This is a genomic window from Flagellimonas beolgyonensis (assembly GCF_003992615.1).
Taxonomy (GTDB): Bacteria; Bacteroidota; Bacteroidia; order Flavobacteriales; family Flavobacteriaceae; genus Flagellimonas; species Flagellimonas beolgyonensis.
Genome location: NZ_RZMY01000018.1, coordinates 292,318 through 311,213, shown reverse-complemented (window position 1 = coordinate 311,213; position 18,896 = coordinate 292,318). Strand labels below are relative to the sequence as shown.

The following is an 18,896-nucleotide window of genomic DNA, read 5'->3' as shown; positions in this document are numbered from 1 at the left end:
CTTAATATCTCAACCATTTTACCAATTCTTTGTAGGTCGGTTTTTTGCCATACATCAAGATACCGACCCTATACACTTTTGCCGCCAGCGTTACAATCCCTAAAAAGGTAACGATCAATAGGAATATGGACAACAAAAACTGCCATAAAGGTACTGCACCTTCTCCAATTCCACCCGGCAATCGCATCAGCATAACAATGGGCGAGGTCAACGGAAACAGTGAAAACCCGACGGCAATGGGTCCATGGGGATTGCTGAAAACCGAGAAAAAGCCCACGTAAATGGCCAACATCAAGGGCAAAATTATGGGAAAAATAAATTGCTGCGTATCCGTTTCATTGTCCACTGCGGCACCAATGGCAGCATAAATGGAACTATAAATTAAATAGCCCAGTACAAAATAGATCAAGAACGAGAAGATCATCAACCCCCATGGAATGTCCAGAATTTCCTTGGCATACAACATCATATCGCTATCCATGGGTGCCAGTTGCGACATGCCTGGCATGGATGCTCCCGACATATTTGGATCTTGGGAAAGGGCCGAAATATCCACTCCGAAAAGCATCACCACCAACAACAAAAGGGCCGAAGCGGAAACGATCCAAATGGCAAATTGGGTCAATCCGGCCAGAGAGGTACCAATGATCTTGCCCAGCATCAATTGAAATGGTTTAACGGAAGAAATGATCACCTCAATGATTCGGCTGGTCTTCTCCTCAATAACGCTGCGCATAACAAAACCACCATAAATGATAATGAACATCATGATCGCATAGCCAAACCCACCACCGATAAAGGCCTTAAGTTCGTTGATGCCCTTCATGCTCCTTTCGCCTTCAAAGGTGGAAAGATTGATCTCGAATGGCTCTTCCACACTGGAAAACTGTTCCGACGATACGCCCAGTCTTTTTAATCGATCTTGGCGCAACTGCCGCTGAAAAATACGTTCCAGCTGTTGGGTCACCGTGGTATTGGGGTTGTTCTTGGTAAACAGATAACTTTGATGGGCCACTTCTTCCAAACTTGCTCCTTTAGGCAGGTACAACAAACCATAATATTCCAAGGCATTCGTGGAATCCTTGGCCTGTTCCAAGTTCAGGTTATGGAAGTTTACGAATGATACGCTTTTGGTTGGTGTAAAATCCTCCTGAAAAAAATCGCTTTCGTTCAAAACAGTGACCACACGTACGTCCTCGTCGTTGACCTTGGCCAAATAGGCGATCAGCACGATCATACCCACAATCAACAAAGGGCTCAGAATGGTCATGACAATAAAGGACCGGTTGCGCACCTTGGCCAAATACTCCCGTTTAATGATGAGTCCCAGCTTACTTGCCATTTTCCTTGTTGTTTACGGTTTGTATAAATATGTCGTTTGCCGAAGGCACCAACTCGTCAAATCGGTTCACATTTCCCATTTTGGTCAGCTTGGATAGGATGGTAGCCGTATCTTCGGAGGGTAGTTGAACTTTTAGGTCCCATTGATTGTCCTTGATATCCAAATTGGAGGTGATCACTTCCGCTTCTTCATTCAGTTGGGCAATTAGTGGTTGAATGTCCCCATCCACATGCATACCAATACTGTACATATTGTTCTTGTAGGCATTTTTGATATCGGAAAGTTTTCCATCCAATATTTTTTCCGATTTATGGATCAGGGCAATGTATTCACACAGTTCTTCAACCGATTCCATGCGGTGTGTGGAAAAAATGATAGAGGTCCCTTTTTCCTTCAACTGTAAAATTTCATCTTTGATGATGTTGGCATTAATGGGATCGAATCCACTGAAAGGTTCGTCGAAAATCAGCAACTTGGGCTCGTGCAGTACGGTTACGATGAATTGTATCTTCTGCGCCATTCCTTTGGAAAGTTCCTGGATTTTCTTGTTCCACCAGTCACCGATATTAAGCCTATCGAACCAATATTTTAGGCGTTCCTTGGCCACTTGCTTGGGCAACCCCTTCAATTGCGCCAAGTAGAGGGCCTGCTCCCCTACCTTCATGCTTTTGTACAGTCCGCGCTCTTCGGGCAAATATCCGATTTGGGCAATATGTTCCGGGCCCAAGGGTTCGCCATTGAACAAAATTTCCCCAGCATCTTGATGGGTAATCTGGTTGATGATGCGTATAAAGGAGGTCTTCCCTGCCCCGTTCGGGCCCAAAAGACCGTAAATACAATTTTTCGGGATTTCCAATGAAATGTTGCTCAATGCAGTGTAGTCCCCATAGGTTTTGGAAACATTTTTGGCAACAAGGATATGATCCATGTAAACTATTTTTTCAAAGATATGTATTTGACAGTTACCAGTGAATTCCTTAAAAACAAAAACCCACCCTCAAAAAATTTAAGGATGGGAAAAAAATTGCTATGAAAAAGAAAATTAGATATCGGTCACCCAACATCAGTTTCAAATATACGTTTTTTATTTAAACAGCAAGAATTTTATGCTCAAGAGAACATATCTTTTACTTTTTCAAAGAAAGATTTGTCGGATTTTTCGGGTTTTGGCGCGAAATTTTCATCGTTCTGCATTCTTTCGAAAAACTCCCGTTGCTCCTTGCTGGTCACTTTTGGGGTCCATACGTTTACATGAACCAAAAGGTCCCCGCTTCCATAACCGTTCAAACTGCTGATACCTTTACCCCGCAAGCGCAATATTTTTCCGGACTGGATTCCGGGTTCCAATTTGATGCGGACCTTTCCGCCCACGGCATCAATTTCTTTGGAACTGCCCAAAACCGCTTCGGATATGCTGATGTACAAATCATAATGCAGGTTGTCCCCTTCTCGTTTCAAGGTTTCGTGCTCCACGGTTTCTATGGCAACCAACAAATCGCCGGGCACTCCATTTCCTGGGGCTTCGTTACCCTTTCCGGCAACCTTCAACTGCATGCCATCCTCTACACCTGGCGGAATTTTAATGGATACGGTTTCCTCTTCCACCTTCAATCCCTGTGCATCGGCACCATGGGGCTTTTGATCGATGGTCTGGCCCGAACCACCACAACTGGTACATGCCGTGGCCGTTTGCATTCTACCCAATATCGTATTGGTGATTTTAGTAATCTGACCGGTACCATGACATGTCGGACAGGTTTTATAGGTAACCCCATCGGCCTGTACCTTTCGGCGCACCTTAACCTTTTTCTCCACCCCATTGGCCACTTCTTCCAACGTAAGTTTCACGCGGATTCGCAGATTGCTTCCTTTCATGCGGCGTTGACCACCACCAAATCCGCCGAATCCACCAAATCCACCACCGAAGGCACCACCAAAAATATCACCGAACTGGCTGAATATGTCGTCCATGTTCATACCTCCGCCACCAAAACCGCCGCTACCATCAAAAGCGGAATGACCAAACCGGTCGTACTTGGCACGTTTGTCCGGATCGCTCAATACCTCATAGGCTTCGGCTGCTTTCTTGAACATTTCCTCGGCCTTGGCATCACCGGGATTTTTATCGGGGTGAAATTCTATGGCCTTCTTTCGATAGGCTTTTTTGATTTCAGCTTCGGATGCTCCTTTGGAGACACCCAATATGTCGTAATAGTCCTCCTTCATACACAATTAGTTTCCAACGACCACTTTAGGATGTCTAATAATGCGGTCTCCCAATTTAAATCCTTTTTCAACCACATCTATGATCTTACCTTTCATTTTTTTATCGGGAGCGGGTATTTGGGTAATGGCATCGTGTACCTCGGCATCAAAAACATCGCCAGCCTGCACTTCGATTTGCTCCAACCCCTTGTTCTTTAGGGTTTCCTTGAATTTATTGCTGATCAACTCCACACCTTTGAACATTTCGGTGTCCTCGGATTTGGACAGTTCTTTAAGGGCCCTATCAAAATCGTCCATAACCGGCAATAGTGCCACAATGACTTCCTGACCAGCGGTTTTAAAAAGATCCATACGCTCTTTTGAGGTACGCTTTTTAAAATTTTCGAACTCGGCAAAAAGTCTCAAAAACTTGTCCTTTTCCTTGGCAAGGTCTTCGCGAAGTTGTTCTTCCACAGAAAGTTCTTCCATGCCATCCCCGGAATTTCCAGATTCGTTGTTATCCCCGTTCAGCTCAGTACTTTCAGAGGCTTGGCCATTTGTTGGCTCCTCCATTTCCTCAACCTTACTCTTATCGCTCATATGCTCGTTTATTTTGTTACCGATTTGAAACGGCAAAAGTACTGCCAATTGTGGAAAAATGTCAAAATGTCACCACAAAACATTAAAAAATCCGCCAAAGGCGGATTGTTACTTATTATACCCAGAAAAATTGGCTATACCAATTCGTTTTCTGCAGTCTCCATTGGGGCCATTTCGTTTGCATGGGCATTGTGGTACAAATTTTCCAATGCGGTACAAATGTTGGCAAACTGAAATGTAAAACCTTCATTCTCTATTTTCTTGCTGCTTACCCTTTGGCTCGCCAACAACAACTGGGACATTTTTCCAAGCAGTGCTTTTAGGACAAACGCAGGTACATTGGGCATCCACAGCGGACGGTCCATCACCCTGGCCAACTCTTTGGTCAATTTGGTATTGGTGACAGGGTTTGGTGCAACCCCATTATAAACGCCACTCAGGTTGTTCTCCACAATGAACACGAACATTTGGGCCAAATCCTTTATATGTATCCAGGATTGCCACTGATTTCCATGACCGATGGGTGCCCCCACAAAATTCTTGATGGGCATTGCCATTTTGGGCAAGGCACCACCTTCACGGGAAAGCACCACACCTATTCGAATTTTGGCCACTTTCATATCCAATTCGCTTAGGGTATCTGTCCCAGCTTCCCATTTTTCTACCACTTCCCCCAAAAAACCATTGGCAACTTGATTTGTATCTTCTTCGTAAAAATTGGAGGGTGAGTCTGGATAAATACCAATTGCCGATGCGGAAACAAAACACTCCACATCGCTTGCCCCGAATTCTTCCAATCCTTTTTTAAGGGTGCTTATACTTTTGATCCTGCTTGAAAGCACCTTTTTTTTGTGGGCTGGCGTCCATCTTTTAGCAATTGTGGTTCCCGCAAGATTAATAATGGCCTGCACACCTTCGAAACAATCGAGGTCTATTTTACCTTTGGACGGATTCCAATAGAACCCTTTGTAGTCGTTGTCCTTGGTAATTTTTTCCTTACTGGTTGTCAAATAATTTACGGGGATGCCTTTTTCTTGTAGGAGGCTTGTTATCTCTTGCCCCACCAATCCGGTCGCTCCTGTAATCAACACTCTCATACTACCAATTTACCACAAATTTAATCTATTGGACCCCCGTTTGTGAGACGTTAATTTAGGTTTAACACAAATGTTCAAACTTTAAAACAATTTATGACTGGACATAATTGATTGGTTAACAAATTTTTGGGAAGTTCATTCTTTAATTCCGCGAAGCATTTCCCGCTTTCCTGGTGGACCCGGCAATCGTTCAACTGAAAATCCTACCGCTTGCATTGCCCTGCGCACACTGCCTTTGGCGGCATAGGTGACCAGTACACCCCCACTTTTTAGCGCCTTAAACATGATGGAAAAAACTTCTTCGGTCCATAATTCAGGCTGCACACGGGCACCAAAAGCATCAAAATAAATGAGGTTGAACAAATTTTGGTCTTGAATGTCCCTGAAATCCTTTTTTTGTTTGGTCAATACAAAATCATCGGAAATATCGAACCTTTCATCCCATGGGTAACTATGCAAACGTTCAAAAATCGCATTGGAGCCTTTCAAATCCAATTGTTTTCCATAATCCAAGCACAACGCTTCTTCCATGGAAACTGGAAAGGCTTCAACGCCCACATAGTCGATGGTAACATTCAATTTTGGGGCTTCCAAATAAGTGATCAGGGCATTCAGGCCTGTGCCGAAACCAATTTCAAGGATATGCACCCGCTGATCGGCAAACAATCGTAATCCGTGTTCAATAAACACATGGTAGGCTTCTTGGACGGCCCCATGCTTGGAGTGGTACTGTTCGTCCCAATCCTCAATTTGGATGGTTTTTGAACCATCCCCGGTCACGATGATCCTGCGTTTCAAAATTAGTTGGAGATCAACACACCATCTGCCTCAAAACGAAGGGTTTTTTTGGGTGCCGTGATCAAGGCTATCTCATCTTCCGATGCACCTTCATCCTCTGCAAAATGTCTTTGGTCCTCCACCGACATTTCTTCCAAAAAAGCAGCGCCGTTCATGGCCACTTTTTTACCCGCAGCATCTTTTGGCACAAAGAAACCATAGTCCTTGAACCTTACAAAAACCTCATTATCGGCATCCAATTTTACTTTCATCCAACAGCCCTTGGACTGGCAGACTTCGGTTATCTCCCCGATCAATTGGGTCTGGACCGAATCCTTGGCGGAAAGGTTCGTATACGTTTCGGCCGTTTTGTCGGCTTTTCGGGATACCTCGAACTCTTGTCCATAAAAATCCCCTTTCATGGTCTCTTCCTTGCAAGAGATCATTCCTAGAAAAACTAGTAATACAACAGCAAAAGTGTTAAAATGCTTCATTTTTAATAACATTTAAATGTTTGTAGATTAAGTATGATATTTAGATTTGTACATGCCTCAAAACTAACAATAAATAGCTAATTTTAACATTCGAAATGTTAATCATATGGAAACAACGTTGAACAATGTAGCAATAGAGAAGGTAAAGAATTCCAAAATACATGATGTTGACTTTGACAATCTATCTTTTGGAAGTGTGTACACTGACCACATGTTGGTCTGCGATTATAAAGATGGGAAGTGGATGACCCCAAAGATTGTCCCTTACCAACCCATTACGCTAGATCCTTCCGCTAAAATATTCCATTATGGCCAATCCATTTTTGAAGGAATGAAGGCCTACAAGGATGAGGATGGCAAAGTATGGTTGTTCCGCCCTTTGGAAAACTTTAAACGATTCAATAAATCTGCTGAACGACTTGCCATTCCCGAATTGCCCGAATCCCATTTTATGGATGGTTTATTGGCCCTTATTAATTTGGAAAGCGATTGGGTACCACAAAACCCAGGAAGTTCCTTATACATAAGACCTTTTATGTTTGCATCGGGGAAAGGCTTTCACGCATCCCCTGCCAATGAATACAAGTTCATTATCGCTTGCGCCCCATCCGGTTCTTATTTCTCAGGAAAGGTAAAAGTGCTTATTGAAGAAACCTATTCACGTGCTGCAAACGGCGGTGTAGGTTACGCCAAGGCGGGTGGTAACTATGCCGGTCAGTTCTACCCTACCAAATTGGCCGCGGAGAAGGGTTACCAACAAGTAATCTGGACCGATGACAACACCCATGAATTTATTGAGGAGGCCGGAGCCATGAACGTATTTGTTCGCATAAACGACACCTTGATGACGGCACCCACCAGCGATCGTATTCTGGATGGTATCACCAGAAAGAGTATTCTTGACATTGCCAACGACATGGGCATCAAGACAGAAGTGCGCAAAATCTCCGTTCATGAATTGGTCGAAGCCGCGAATAATGGAACACTCAAAGAAATGTTCGGCGCGGGGACCGCTGCGGTTGTTTCACCCATTTCCGGTTTTGGTTACCACGGCAAGGACTATGAACTGCCCGAAGTGGCCAACAGTTATGCAGACCAGTTGAAAAAGCGAATTACCGATATCCAATATAACCGGGCCGAAGACAAATTCGGTTGGCGTTATCCTGTTGAATAAAATTATGGTAAGTACTCAAATAAAAAAGCGCACCGATGGGTGCGCTTTTTTATTTGTGCATAATGGATTGGATATCCGGTTTAAAATAATTGGGGCCCTTCAACACTTTGCCATCTTCTCGATAAATGGGTTTTCCATCGGCGCCCAACTTACTCATATTGCTTCGTTGGATTTCTTCAAACACCTCTTCAATTTTATATTGCATGCCATGCTCCAAAATGGTGCCGCAAAGAATGTAGAGCATATCCCCCAAGGCATCGGCCACCTCCACTAGATCACCATTATTGGCCGCCTCAAGGTATTCCTGGTTTTCCTCGTCCATCAAATCGAAACGCAATTTGTTTTTGTCCGCACCCAAATTAGCTATGGGTTCATGGTTTACCCCGAGACCAAATGAATGGTGGAAGAGCTCCACAGCCCGTATTTTTCTTTCCATTCCCTAAGTTTTTGATTTAGCTTTGCGTAAAAATATAAAATATGTTCAGTACGGGACAGCTCGTTTTTGCCATTCTCTTTTTTGTGGCCTTTGTCATTGTCATTGTTCTTTCGTATCAAAAAGACAAAAAGTTGCACCAACGCAATTATAAAGGTTCTTCAAAATGGATCTTGATTTCGTTTATTTCTTTCATAATTATATTGTTCCTGATCAAGCATTTTCTCAAAAATTAACAGGTAAATTGTGTTAACCACAAAAATGCTCATATTCACAACATTAGGTTCACTTTGATTCGCTTAACATAAGAAAATACGTACTTTTGCATCGAACCTAACCAGTTTTGACAAATGACCACATTTCTTAGTCTATTTTTCATTTTACTTGCCGTCAATGCCGTGTTATTGCTCTTCAGTGTCAATGGTGCCAAAGAACGGAACACCAAACAAGTTCGAAAAATATCAGGAAGCTCCATTACCAAAATGCTCCCCAGAGAGACTTCGGAAACCAAATACAAGGAAGCGGTTTAGTTTGTACCTTTAGGGGATGAAACAGGCCTTTCTTGTTTTTTTGGGCGGAGGATTCGGTAGCGTATTGCGCTTTCTTATCTCCAAACCCATGAATGCTTTATCCCAAAACTTTTTTGTTGGCACGTTTTTAGTCAATATTATTGGCTGTCTGCTCATTGGGTTTGTACTTGGACTTTCTTCAAAAGGCAATGTGCTATCCTACAACAACACCTTATTTCTTGCCACCGGTTTTTGTGGCGGCTTCACCACCTTTTCCGCATTTGCCTTTGAAAAGCATCATTTCCTAAAAAATGGAGACTTCCTTAATCTTGCCATTTATATGGTTTCCAGTATCATCGTAGGTGTTTTGGCCGTTATTCTCGGTCTTTGGCTATCCAAACAAATGGGTTAGTTACATTTTACATTTTTTCAGTTAATTTTTGTTAATTCTTAAACATTATTCATTCAAAAAAACCTTTTTGATGAATAAACTTCATCCGTTTTACGTCATTGTTAAATATTAATCAACAAAAAGACAACAAAAACTTCTTTAAAATCAGATACCCCTAAATTTTTAGGGGTATTTTTTTTATAGCCATAAAAATAAAACATATAACCCCTTCAATTGGGTGGTCTTTTATCAATTCCTATATATTTGGCACATCAATTAACTACTTAATTATGAAAAAAGTCGAGGCAATTATTAGAAAATCAAAGTTTGATGAGGTTAAAAAAGCCCTCCATCAAATTGAGGTCAACTTTTTCAGTTACTGGGACGTAACAGGGGTTGGCAATGAGAAACAAGGACATGTATATCGTGGTATTTCGTATAGCACAAGTGATATACAGAGAAGGTATTTGGTTATCGTGGTATCCGATGACTTCCTGGAAAGAACCGTGAATGTTTTATTGGACACCGCATCCACCGGTAATGTGGGAGATGGAAAAATTTTCGTTTCCGACATGATCGAAGCTTACAGGATCCGAACCAAGGAAAGCGGCCACGCCGGAATCAACTAAAAACGATTAACCAAAAAACAACTCAAAAAATTAGATTATGATTTTACAAGAACAAGAAGCAATAGATAAAGCTGTTGAGGCCATCACAGGCGATATGGGTGCTCTATGGATCACCATTGCCGCTGTTTTGGTTTTCTTCATGCAAGCAGGATTCACATTGGTGGAAGTTGGATTCACACGTAGTAAGAATTCAGGTAACATCATTATGAAAAACTTTATGGACCTTGCCATTGGCTCGGTCATGTTTTGGGCCGTAGGTTACGGCATTATGTACGGTAGCGGAGTGGTTGCCGGTGGATTTTTCAGGACCAGCCCTGCCGATCAAGGGTATTTCTTATTCAGCGCATCGGATTGGTACAACCTTTTCTTCCAAACCGTTTTCTGTGCAACCGCTGCCACGATTGTATCAGGAGCTATCGCAGGAAGGACCAAATTTTCAACGTATTTGATATTCTCTGCGGTTTTAACAACCATCATCTACCCTATTTCCGGTAGCTGGTACTGGCCTTTTGATGACGATGCTTGGTTGAACACAGCAGGTTTCATCGATTTTGCCGGTTCATCGGTGGTTCATGCCGTAGGTGGTGCCGCCGCCTTGGTTGCCGCCATCTTGGTCGGACCCAGAATTGGAAAATATGTGGACGGTAAGGCACAGGCCATTCCAGGCCACAATATGATGTTCGGCGCCCTTGGGGTATTTATCCTTTGGTTGGGCTGGTTCGGATTTAACGGAGGTTCCCAATTGGCTTGGGGCGGTGACGATACCGTTGGCGCTACCAGCGTGATCATCAACACCAACCTCGCTGCTGCAGCAGGCGCCATCGCCGCACTATTCTTTACGTGGTTCAAGTATGGTAAAGCGGATATTTCCATGACTCTGAACGGTGCTTTGGCCGGCTTGGTGGGTATTACGGCCGGATGTGGAGCCGTTAGCGCACTTGGTAGTTTGGCCATTGGATTGATTTGCGGTGTAGTTGTAGTATTGTCCATTGAATTCATCGACAAAAAATTGAAGATCGATGATCCTGTGGGTGCCATTTCCGTACATGGGGTTTGTGGATTCTTGGGTACGGTATTGATTGGTTTCTTCGCTCTGGACGGTGGCCTTTTCTACGGTGGTGGCGGTAAATTGCTTTGGGTGCAGACCTATGGCTCCCTTGCCTATATCGTTTGGGCCGCATTGGCCACATTCGTGGTACTTTTCATCCTGAAGAAAACCATCGGACTACGTGTTTCCGCAGAAGAGGAAATTGATGGTCTTGACCTTCATGAGCACGGGGTAGAATGCTACCCAGAACATATTTCATCACAAAACAATTAAACTCACAAAAAAGGAAACGGAGCGTTCTGCCAAACGCTCCGTTAGTAACCTTTTCAATCAAACTCACAATTTAAACAACAAATTGTCCCAAAAGGACAACTCAAAATGATTATGATATGAAAACGATTATAACAACAAATTTCGGAAAAAATTTGGCTATTGCCATGGTTTCATTGTTATCAATTTCTGCTTTTGCGCAAGAAGAGGAAACCAAACCAAAATTTAGCTTAAGTGGATCTGTTGATGCGTATTACCGCGCCAACCTTACTGCGCCCAATGACGAGGAGGCCATTGCTCCTGGATCATCGTTTGCCAACCTACCCGGTTTTTCCTTGGGTATGGCCAACGTAATTGCGGCCTATGAAGGTGAAAAAGTAGGTTTTGTTGCCGATTTGGTATTCGGTCCACGGGGTACTGATGCAGTTTTCGCCTCTCCCATGTATTCCGCCACCGGTAACATTGTAAACCAATTGTATGTATACTGGAGTGTTAGTGATGATGTGACCTTGACCTTTGGTAACTTCAACACCTTCTTGGGTTATGAAGTGATCTCTCCCGCATCCAACTTCAACTACAGCACCTCTTACCTATTCTCTTACGGACCTTTTAGCCACACAGGTTTAAAGGCCGATTTTGATTTGGGCAACGAATGGTCTGCCATGTTGGCCGTTATGAACCCAACCGACCTTACCGAGTTCAACCCAACCGGGGACTATGCCGTTGGGGCACAATTGGGCTACTCTGGCCAGTTCTTGAACTTTGTGTATAGTCAAGGTAGCTTTGAAATCGACTTTACAGGTGGATTTGATGTTTCCGAAGAATTCTTCTTGGGAATCAATGCCGCGCATTTCAGCGTAGAGGACGATGGCGGTTCTTTTACCGGTGTGGCCCTTTATCCACAATACGCGGTTTCTGAAACGTTCAGCCTTGGTCTTCGTGGTGAATATTTCATGACCAATGACTTCTTGGGCAACGCTACCGGAATCGGTTCCGATATTGATGGCGACGGCAGTGTATTGGCATTGACTTTGACCGGCAGTGCTACCATTGGTGATTTGATCTTGAAGCCTGAAATCAGATTGGACAGCTCCGCAGAGGAAGCTTTCATCGATAACGACCTGGCACCGACCAAAAGTTTGGCATCTGTACTTTTCGCTGCAATCTACTCTTTCTAGAATTTGTAGCGTGGACACCAACAAAGCCTTTTTCCTTCGGGATCAAGGCTTTTTTTTAGTCTTTTTTAAAATTTTTCACTCCTGCTCTCACCCTAGTTCTCAAATAATTTTGCCTTGGCACTAGAGGGCAGGAGTACTTTTTGTTATAGGCACAATAGGGATTATACGCCTTATTGAAATCAATAACGATTGAATCCCCTTCAGGAATCGTTAAATCAATATAACGACCACCTCCATAAGTTTCTTCCCCGTTTGTCTCATCTAAAAAAGGCAAGAAAAGGTAATCCACATATTCCTCTTGGTCCATCAAATCCAGACTTTGGTACACCTCTAATTGGTGCTCGGTTCCATTGAGCATAAAATGGGCAATCCCATAAACGACCTCTGGCGATTCCCTATTGGTAGTGGTTGGCATCATAAAGGGAATGGCATCGGGGGTACGCACAAATTGGGCAACAACTACATAGCTGGTATCCGGCTCAAAAAATTCGAGCCCCTCAAAGTCTTTTCTATATTTATCCGGCAATGGAGAAGTATCCGGATCTCGGAAACTTTCGTTCAACTCTTCTTGAAACTCCACAATGTCGGCAACCAAGCCAGAGGTACTTACCGAAGTAGTTTCATCGTGGTACTTTTTGCCTTGACCACAGGAAATGGCCAAAAGCAACATAAAAAGCAAACCGTAGCGCATAAAATTGATTTGCTACAAAAATAGGGGAAATCAGTTTTTTTCGATCAGGTAACGGGCATCGTCCAAATATTTGGCGACCAATTCATTGAATTCAGGGGTAATGCGAAGCAAAGCCGTGCCTTCCAAACCATACAATTTTTCCTTATCCTTAAAACCCTTCTTCAAGACCTCCTCCAAATAGAACAATGAAGTTCCAAAATCTTCGTTTTTGGCGCTCAGGGAAATGGTATTTAGATAATATTCGAAATTGTCCGGTTCCAAAATGGTTTTGAGCATGTACAAAAACGCCAGGGCATCCTCATCCAAAGCAGCTTCAGATAGTACCAAATCGATATTATCTTCGGCCAAGGCATTTACAAAACCCAACAACCGATGCCCCATTTGTTGCTCGAGGGGTTTGGCACTGTTTATATATTTCTGTAATTCACTAATTTGATATGTCCACCAACCCAAATTGTTGAAATTATGGGTGTAGAAATCTTCTTCCATATAATATTGAAAGTCTTCCTTAAGGATGGACTCCTTTAAAAACACAGCATTTTCGGCACGGTTCATCTCCCTATATTGTTTGTCCCTACGAAGCTCCTTTTGCACATTTCGCAACGAATCCAAATTTTTATGGGCCCCGTAGATGGACATCATTTCGGTCAAGTATTGTTCGGCCCAAAGCAGGTCACCCCTATTCTTCAATTGATTGACCTTGTCAAGGTCTTTTTTAAAGGAACTCGAAATAAATATGGAATCCTTGGGAATCAAACTTCTTCCCATGGCATCCAATGTAAAAAGTTGCATCCCCTTTTGAATATAATCCACACCCGGCCATTCTCCGTTGGCATCGAATAACAAAACTTGGTTCGGAAACTTGAGCTTATCCAACAATTTGGCATCTGTGAGCATGGAGGTGTAGTTAAAGTCGTTCTTATTGACCATGCCGATAAAATGAAATGGCTCCTTAATATTCAACAACTCTCTATTGGCCAAGGATGCCCCAATGGTCATCACTCCTTTGACACCATCCATAAGCACTGGAATTAAACTAGCAAATCGACCCGCTTTTGCAGCACCGGCGGTATACACCCGATTGGGGTCCACAGGAAAAAGATTAGCCACCTTTTCAACAACCCTACTGCTGGCCAGCACATTTTTCGTCAAAGACAATGAATCGATCATTTTTGGTGAAGCAAGTATATACCCCTCTTTTTCAGCAGCCACCACAAACATCGACATCGCCTGTTTTTCCTTGCCATCCATATCAAAAACCACCATCAAGGGCCATTTGGTTTCAGTATTGAAGTTGGTCGGTAAATACAGTGAATAGGTAGTGTTGGTGGAATCCTGAACGGGCAGCGAATCAATTATCTCACCTTTCTTCAAAACCAATTGTTGTGAAAAAACGGTGGTTATCGATGCAACAAAAAGGAGTAACGGGAGGTATGTGTTTTTCATAGCAATCATCTCACAAAAATCTGGCCAAAATGTGGCCGACCACATTAAAATTAATCCATTTTTATTTGATGGCCCGATTATTTTTTATCGGTGCATTGGCCACCACATTGGACAACACAATATGCGTTCTACACTCTCCATAAACGATCAGTTCGTCAATAAATTTTTCCAAATGGGACTGATCACGCAGCACCACTTCCATGATGATGTTTTCGTTACCTGTGATCCGATAGCAGTTTACCACTTCCTGGAAGGTTTTAACTTTATCCAAAAAGGGTTTCAATTTACCCATAAAAGCCCGTAGCATTATGATTGCCTTCAATTGATGGCCAGCTTCGACGTAGGAAATACTGGCTCTATATCCTTCTATGATACCCAGGTCTTCCATCTTCTTTACGCGCTCGGCAACAGCCGGAGGGGTAAGACCTACCTTTCTGCCAATATTGGCAAAGGATTCCCTTGCATTTCGCTGCAAATGCCCCAGTATCTGCCAATTCAACTCATCTATTTTCATTTACAAAGAAAAAATGATGTTATTTTTTATAATCCAAAGCAAAATTGCAATTCCGCCTTAGTAACAAAAGTAAGAATTTTTGTTTCGTCCGTAATTTTATAGTACAAAATTGCTTTTGAAAAATGGAGAGAAACTCCCTAAATTCTTTGGTTGTATACCGCAAATCTTTGGCGCTCCGCGATTTGAGTGAAGCAGTGGCTACCTATTTTTCCGAGAATAGGGAAATCCTGTCACTTCGCAAGATCGATTGTTTCCGGGATGACATCTCCAAATCGTTGTTGGCCGATGCCCATTTAATCACCAAAGAGGTGGAGCAGGCCGCCTTGAGCAATTCCCATTCGGTTCGCATGCGCAGCCTATCCTATGTAAACATCATGACCCGTAACATTTTGGCCTATTGCAACGGCCTGGAACGGGATGGTGTAAAGGAAAAGGAGTACCTCAACCTATTGCGTCGTGAAATTCGGATATTCCGCGTCTCCTTTAAAAAATGGCGGAAATCACTGATCAATAGGAACGACTGATTCCACTACATATTTCTTCGATATTGCCCTCCCACTTGGAACAAAGCCTCTGTTATTTGACCTAGGGAACAATATTTGGCCACTTCCATCAATTTTTCGAAGAGGTTTTCATTGTTGATTGCCGTTTGTTGCAGCGCGTCCAACTGTGTTTTGGCTTTTTCCGCTTCTCTTTTATGTAAATTTTGAAGGGTATTGATCTGATGTTGTTTTTCCTCTTCCGTGGCGCGGATTACTTCCGCCGGTAAAACGGTAGGCGAACCTTTGGAGCTCAAAAAGGTGTTCACACCAATGATGGGATATTCCCCCGAGTGCTTCAGTGTTTCATAATGCAAACTTTCTTCTTGGATCTTGGAACGTTGGTACATGGTTTCCATGGCGCCTAAAACACCGCCACGTTCGGTGATTCGATCAAACTCCATCAACACGGCCTCTTCCACCAAATCCGTCAATTCTTCAATGATGAAAGATCCTTGCATCGGATTCTCATTTTTGGCCAATCCCAATTCCTTGTTGATGATCAATTGGATGGCCATGGCCCTACGTACCGATTCTTCCGTTGGGGTCGTTATGGCCTCATCATAAGCATTGGTATGCAGTGAGTTACAGTTATCGTAAATGGCATAAAGGGCCTGGAGCGTGGTTCGGATGTCGTTGAAATCAATTTCTTGGGCGTGCAAACTCCTGCCTGAGGTTTGAATGTGGTATTTTAACATTTGTGCCCTCGCATTGGCGCCATATTTTTCTTTGAGGGCCTTTGCCCAAATTCTTCGGGCCACCCGGCCGATAACTGCATATTCGGGGTCCACCCCATTGGAAAAGAAGAACGAAAGGTTTGGACCGAATTTGTCGATATCCATACCGCGGCTCAAGTAATATTCCACATAAGTAAAGCCGTTGGAGAGCGTAAATGCCAACTGGGTAATGGGATTCGCCCCAGCCTCGGCAATATGGTAGCCAGAAATGGAAACCGAATAGAAATTGCGGACATTATTTTCAATGAAGTATTCCTGCACGTCGCCCATCAAACGTAGTGCAAACTCGGTTGAAAAAATGCAGGTGTTTTGCGCCTGATCTTCTTTTAAAATGTCGGCTTGTACCGTTCCGCGCACCTGACTCAGGGTTTCCTTCTTGATTTTTTGATACACATCGACAGGCAAAACCTGATCACCTGTTACCCCGAGCAAAAACAGCCCCAATCCGTCATTACCGGGTGGGAGTTCACCAAGATATTTGGGTCGCTCAACACCCTTTGCTTGGTACAAGGCTTTGATTTTTTGCTCAACCTCAGCTACGAGTCCATTTTCCTTGATGTATTTTTCGCAGTTTTGGTCGATTGCCGCATTCATGAAAAAGGCCAAAAGCATTGGAGCCGGCCCATTGATCGTCATACTCACTGAGGTCATCGGGTCGCTAAGATCAAATCCAGAGTAGAGTTTTTTTGCATCGTCCAAACAACAGATGGAAACGCCTGCATTACCAATTTTTCCATAAATATCGGGTCTATGGTCCGGATCGTTTCCGTAGAGCGTCACCGAATCGAACGCTGTGGACAACCGTTTGGCGGGCATATCCATACTCACATAATGAAAACGTCTGTTGGTTCGCTCTGGCCCTCCCTCACCAGCAAACATTCGGGTAGGATCTTCGCCTTCCCTTTTGAACGGATAAATCCCGGCCGTATAAGGAAACTCGCCCGGCACATTTTCTTGAAGGATCCATTGCAAAATATCGCCCCAAGCCTTGTATTTGGGCAACACCACTTTCGGAATTTGACTGTGCGACAGGGATTCGGTATGGGTTTTAATCTTGACTTCCCTATCCCGTACCTTGAACACAAACATTTCGGATTTGTATTGGTTCACCTTTTCGTTCCATTTTAACAGGGCATCCCAATGTTGGGGCATCAACTGCATTTTGACCTTATCAAACTCCTTGATGAGCAGATCGACCAGGGCCGCAGTTTCGTTGCTTTTCGTTAAATTTTTTAGGGTGGATTCATCAAGACCCGATTTATGCAACAGTTTTTCCTGTGCCTCCTCGGCATCCAAGCCCACTACCGAGGCCAAGGTTAGAAATACGCCATATAATCGTTGGGCAACCTCCGACTGTGTTTTGGACTTGGCATCGTAAGCCCGGTTGTTTTCTGAAATCTCGGAAAGGTATCTTGTGCGTGCCGGTGGAATCACATAAATCTTTTCAGCCATCTCCCGACTCACCGCCATATTCGAGATTAGTTTTGATCCCGCTTTTTCCACCAAAGTGTCCATCACCTTTTTGTACAGGCTGTTCATCCCCGGATCATTGAACTGGGAGGCAATGGTACCAAAAATGGGCAATTCATCTTCGTTGGTATGCCACAATCCGTGATTGCGGGCATATTGTTTTTTCACATCTCGAAGTGCATCCAATGCCCCTCTTTTATCGAACTTGTTGATGGCAACTATATCGGCAAAATCCAGCATGTCAATTTTTTCCAACTGGGTAGCCGCACCAAATTCGGGGGTCATCACATAGAGGGAAACATCACTGTGTTCCAAAATTTCAGTATCGGATTGCCCAATTCCTGAAGTTTCCAAAATGATAAGATCGTAATTGGCTGCTTTTAACACCTCTACCGCTTCTGCCACGTGTTTGGATAGGGCCAGGTTGGATTGACGCGTAGCCAAGGAACGCATGTAAACTCTTTCATTGTTGATGGCATTCATTCGGATTCTGTCCCCGAGCAAAGCTCCACCAGTTTTGCGTTTTGAGGGATCTACTGAAATAATCCCAATGTGCTTCTCAGGAAAGTCTATTAAAAACCTGCGGACCAATTCATCCACCAAACTGGATTTACCGGCCCCACCGGTACCCGTAATACCTAAAACTGGGATATCGCCCTGTCTGTCCGCAATTTCTTGGACAAATTTTTCATAGGCATCATGACGATTCTCGGCCAAAGAAATCAATCGCGCCAAGGTGTTGGGGTTTCTTTCATCGAGCAATGAAGTCAAAGTCCCCTTTTCAGGCAAATCCAAATCAGGAACAGCCGTATCACATCGCTTCACCAAATCATTGATCATGCCTTGCAGCCCCATTTCACGGCCATCATCTGGAGAATAGATGCGTTCAATTCCATAATCCATCAATTCTTTGATTTCCTCAGGAAGTATAACACCGCCACCGCCACCAAATATTTTTATGTGCCCAGCGCCCCTTTCCTGCAACAAATCGTACATGTATCGGAAATATTCGTTGTGTCCGCCTTGGTAGGATGTCATAGCAATAGCGTTGGCATCCTCCTGAATGGCACAGTCCACCACTTCGGCCACACTGCGATCATGGCCCAAGTGAATCACTTCAACACCAGTGGCTTGAATGATTCTTCTCATAATATTTATGGCCGCATCATGGCCATCAAAAAGGGAAGCCGCGGTAACAATCCGGATTTTATGCTTGGGCTTATAGGGCTGAATTTGTTCCATCTGCAATAATAGGTCTGATTTTGCCTTGCAATTTACAGAAAATGCAACTCATTTTATCTTTTGATTAGAATTTTACAAAAACATTGCAGTCATTGGGGTTCCTTTTTTGA

The 18,896-nt window shown here is 43.5% G+C and carries 19 protein-coding genes; 7 read left to right on the top strand and 12 right to left on the bottom strand.

Translation table 11 applies throughout. The features are described 5' to 3' along the window. Position 1: 1 nt before the first annotated feature. From EO131_RS15880 to EO131_RS15850, 7 genes are all read right to left on the bottom strand, one after another. On the bottom strand, positions 2 to 1,342 hold the full coding sequence (locus EO131_RS15880; protein ID WP_127024500.1) for an ABC transporter permease: 1,341 nt from the start codon (positions 1,340 to 1,342) through the stop codon (positions 2 to 4). Continuing rightward, positions 1,332 to 2,270 carry an ABC transporter ATP-binding protein gene (locus tag EO131_RS15875; protein ID WP_206512908.1) on the bottom strand — a complete coding sequence of 313 codons (939 nt, stop codon included), beginning with the start codon at positions 2,268 to 2,270 and terminating at the stop codon, positions 1,332 to 1,334. Before EO131_RS15875 ends, EO131_RS15880 begins: the two co-directional genes overlap by 11 nt. A gap of 182 nt (positions 2,271 to 2,452) precedes the next feature. Then, entirely contained in the window at positions 2,453 to 3,568 is a 1,116-nt protein-coding gene (dnaJ, locus tag EO131_RS15870) for a molecular chaperone DnaJ (RefSeq protein WP_127024497.1), read from the bottom strand. A 6-nt stretch (positions 3,569 to 3,574) separates the two neighbouring features. Beyond that, the gene (locus tag EO131_RS15865) at positions 3,575 to 4,147 is read right to left on the bottom strand and encodes a nucleotide exchange factor GrpE (RefSeq protein ID WP_127024494.1); all 573 of its coding nucleotides are present in this window, start codon (positions 4,145 to 4,147) and stop codon (positions 3,575 to 3,577) included. 134 nt (positions 4,148 to 4,281) lie between these two features. After that, positions 4,282 to 5,244 (bottom strand): TIGR01777 family oxidoreductase, encoded by a 963-nt coding sequence (locus EO131_RS15860; RefSeq protein ID WP_127024491.1) that lies wholly within the window; start codon positions 5,242 to 5,244, stop codon positions 4,282 to 4,284. A 135-nt stretch (positions 5,245 to 5,379) separates the two neighbouring features. Next, the gene (gene mnmC2, locus EO131_RS15855) at positions 5,380 to 6,042 is read right to left on the bottom strand and encodes a tRNA (5-methylaminomethyl-2-thiouridine)(34)-methyltransferase MnmC2 (protein ID WP_127024488.1); all 663 of its coding nucleotides are present in this window, start codon (positions 6,040 to 6,042) and stop codon (positions 5,380 to 5,382) included. Positions 6,043 to 6,044: 2 nt separating this feature from the next. Then, positions 6,045 to 6,467, bottom strand: a complete 423-nt coding sequence (locus EO131_RS15850; protein ID WP_241243877.1) for a DUF4920 domain-containing protein — start codon at positions 6,465 to 6,467, stop codon at positions 6,045 to 6,047. 154 nt (positions 6,468 to 6,621) lie between these two features. Between EO131_RS15850 and EO131_RS15845 the strand changes: the two genes are divergently transcribed. Then, the gene (locus EO131_RS15845) at positions 6,622 to 7,689 is read left to right on the top strand and encodes a branched-chain amino acid aminotransferase (protein WP_127024483.1); all 1,068 of its coding nucleotides are present in this window, start codon (positions 6,622 to 6,624) and stop codon (positions 7,687 to 7,689) included. A 49-nt stretch (positions 7,690 to 7,738) separates the two neighbouring features. Here EO131_RS15845 and EO131_RS15840 read toward each other — a convergent pair whose 3' ends face one another. After that, positions 7,739 to 8,125 (bottom strand): pyrophosphohydrolase domain-containing protein, encoded by a 387-nt coding sequence (locus EO131_RS15840; RefSeq protein WP_127024480.1) that lies wholly within the window; start codon positions 8,123 to 8,125, stop codon positions 7,739 to 7,741. A gap of 347 nt (positions 8,126 to 8,472) precedes the next feature. Here EO131_RS15840 and EO131_RS15830 point away from each other — a divergent pair, with 347 nt between their 5' ends. From EO131_RS15830 to EO131_RS15810, 5 genes are all read left to right on the top strand, one after another. Further along, the gene (locus EO131_RS15830) at positions 8,473 to 8,652 is read left to right on the top strand and encodes a hypothetical protein (protein ID WP_127024474.1); all 180 of its coding nucleotides are present in this window, start codon (positions 8,473 to 8,475) and stop codon (positions 8,650 to 8,652) included. 16 nt (positions 8,653 to 8,668) lie between these two features. After that, a complete protein-coding gene (gene crcB, locus EO131_RS15825; RefSeq protein ID WP_127024471.1) occupies positions 8,669 to 9,043 on the top strand; it encodes a fluoride efflux transporter CrcB in 375 nt (124 codons plus the stop codon). Between the two features lie 269 nt (positions 9,044 to 9,312). Then, a complete protein-coding gene (locus tag EO131_RS15820; protein ID WP_127024468.1) occupies positions 9,313 to 9,651 on the top strand; it encodes a P-II family nitrogen regulator in 339 nt (112 codons plus the stop codon). A 37-nt stretch (positions 9,652 to 9,688) separates the two neighbouring features. Continuing rightward, positions 9,689 to 10,972 carry an ammonium transporter gene (locus EO131_RS15815; protein WP_127024465.1) on the top strand — a complete coding sequence of 428 codons (1,284 nt, stop codon included), beginning with the start codon at positions 9,689 to 9,691 and terminating at the stop codon, positions 10,970 to 10,972. Positions 10,973 to 11,088: 116 nt separating this feature from the next. Further along, positions 11,089 to 12,147, top strand: a complete 1,059-nt coding sequence (locus tag EO131_RS15810) for a porin (RefSeq protein WP_127024463.1) — start codon at positions 11,089 to 11,091, stop codon at positions 12,145 to 12,147. A 55-nt stretch (positions 12,148 to 12,202) separates the two neighbouring features. Here EO131_RS15810 and EO131_RS15805 read toward each other — a convergent pair whose 3' ends face one another. The 3 genes from EO131_RS15805 to EO131_RS15795 all read right to left on the bottom strand — a co-directional run bounded on the left by EO131_RS15805 (position 12,203) and on the right by EO131_RS15795 (position 14,798). Beyond that, positions 12,203 to 12,838, bottom strand: coding sequence for a DUF1684 domain-containing protein (locus EO131_RS15805; protein WP_127024460.1), 636 nt, complete (start codon positions 12,836 to 12,838; stop codon positions 12,203 to 12,205). A gap of 30 nt (positions 12,839 to 12,868) precedes the next feature. Next, on the bottom strand, positions 12,869 to 14,284 hold the full coding sequence (locus EO131_RS15800) for an alpha/beta hydrolase (RefSeq protein ID WP_127024457.1): 1,416 nt from the start codon (positions 14,282 to 14,284) through the stop codon (positions 12,869 to 12,871). A gap of 61 nt (positions 14,285 to 14,345) precedes the next feature. Further along, positions 14,346 to 14,798 (bottom strand): Lrp/AsnC family transcriptional regulator, encoded by a 453-nt coding sequence (locus tag EO131_RS15795; protein ID WP_127024454.1) that lies wholly within the window; start codon positions 14,796 to 14,798, stop codon positions 14,346 to 14,348. A gap of 122 nt (positions 14,799 to 14,920) precedes the next feature. Between EO131_RS15795 and EO131_RS15790 the strand changes: the two genes are divergently transcribed. Beyond that, positions 14,921 to 15,322 (top strand): hypothetical protein, encoded by a 402-nt coding sequence (locus tag EO131_RS15790; RefSeq protein WP_127024451.1) that lies wholly within the window; start codon positions 14,921 to 14,923, stop codon positions 15,320 to 15,322. Between the two features lie 5 nt (positions 15,323 to 15,327). On the opposite strand, the gene EO131_RS15785 is transcribed toward EO131_RS15790, so the two are convergent. Beyond that, positions 15,328 to 18,786 carry a methylmalonyl-CoA mutase family protein gene (locus EO131_RS15785; RefSeq protein WP_127024448.1) on the bottom strand — a complete coding sequence of 1,153 codons (3,459 nt, stop codon included), beginning with the start codon at positions 18,784 to 18,786 and terminating at the stop codon, positions 15,328 to 15,330. Positions 18,787 to 18,896 lie beyond the last annotated feature (110 nt).

Bases quoted from the DNA above. Each gene is read 5' to 3' on its own strand.
- EO131_RS15875 (WP_206512908.1), bottom strand. From the start codon at position 2,270: ATGGATCATATCCTTGTTGCCAAAAATGTTTCCAAAACCTATGGGGAC.
- EO131_RS15820 (WP_127024468.1), top strand. From the start codon at position 9,313: ATGAAAAAAGTCGAGGCAATTATTAGAAAATCAAAGTTTGATGAGGTT.
- EO131_RS15830 (WP_127024474.1), top strand. From the start codon at position 8,473: ATGACCACATTTCTTAGTCTATTTTTCATTTTACTTGCCGTCAATGCC.
- EO131_RS15810 (WP_127024463.1), top strand. From the start codon at position 11,089: ATGAAAACGATTATAACAACAAATTTCGGAAAAAATTTGGCTATTGCC.
- crcB (WP_127024471.1), top strand. From the start codon at position 8,669: ATGAAACAGGCCTTTCTTGTTTTTTTGGGCGGAGGATTCGGTAGCGTA.
- EO131_RS15805 (WP_127024460.1), bottom strand. From the start codon at position 12,838: ATGCGCTACGGTTTGCTTTTTATGTTGCTTTTGGCCATTTCCTGTGGT.
- EO131_RS15850 (WP_241243877.1), bottom strand. From the start codon at position 6,467: ATGATCTCTTGCAAGGAAGAGACCATGAAAGGGGATTTTTATGGACAA.
- EO131_RS15840 (WP_127024480.1), bottom strand. From the start codon at position 8,125: ATGGAAAGAAAAATACGGGCTGTGGAGCTCTTCCACCATTCATTTGGT.
- EO131_RS15790 (WP_127024451.1), top strand. From the start codon at position 14,921: ATGGAGAGAAACTCCCTAAATTCTTTGGTTGTATACCGCAAATCTTTG.
- EO131_RS15880 (WP_127024500.1), bottom strand. From the start codon at position 1,342: ATGGCAAGTAAGCTGGGACTCATCATTAAACGGGAGTATTTGGCCAAG.
- EO131_RS15865 (WP_127024494.1), bottom strand. From the start codon at position 4,147: ATGAGCGATAAGAGTAAGGTTGAGGAAATGGAGGAGCCAACAAATGGC.
- EO131_RS15800 (WP_127024457.1), bottom strand. From the start codon at position 14,284: ATGAAAAACACATACCTCCCGTTACTCCTTTTTGTTGCATCGATAACC.
- EO131_RS15795 (WP_127024454.1), bottom strand. From the start codon at position 14,798: ATGAAAATAGATGAGTTGAATTGGCAGATACTGGGGCATTTGCAGCGA.
- EO131_RS15785 (WP_127024448.1), bottom strand. From the start codon at position 18,786: ATGGAACAAATTCAGCCCTATAAGCCCAAGCATAAAATCCGGATTGTT.
- EO131_RS15860 (WP_127024491.1), bottom strand. From the start codon at position 5,244: ATGAGAGTGTTGATTACAGGAGCGACCGGATTGGTGGGGCAAGAGATA.
- EO131_RS15845 (WP_127024483.1), top strand. From the start codon at position 6,622: ATGGAAACAACGTTGAACAATGTAGCAATAGAGAAGGTAAAGAATTCC.
- dnaJ (WP_127024497.1), bottom strand. From the start codon at position 3,568: ATGAAGGAGGACTATTACGACATATTGGGTGTCTCCAAAGGAGCATCC.
- EO131_RS15815 (WP_127024465.1), top strand. From the start codon at position 9,689: ATGATTTTACAAGAACAAGAAGCAATAGATAAAGCTGTTGAGGCCATC.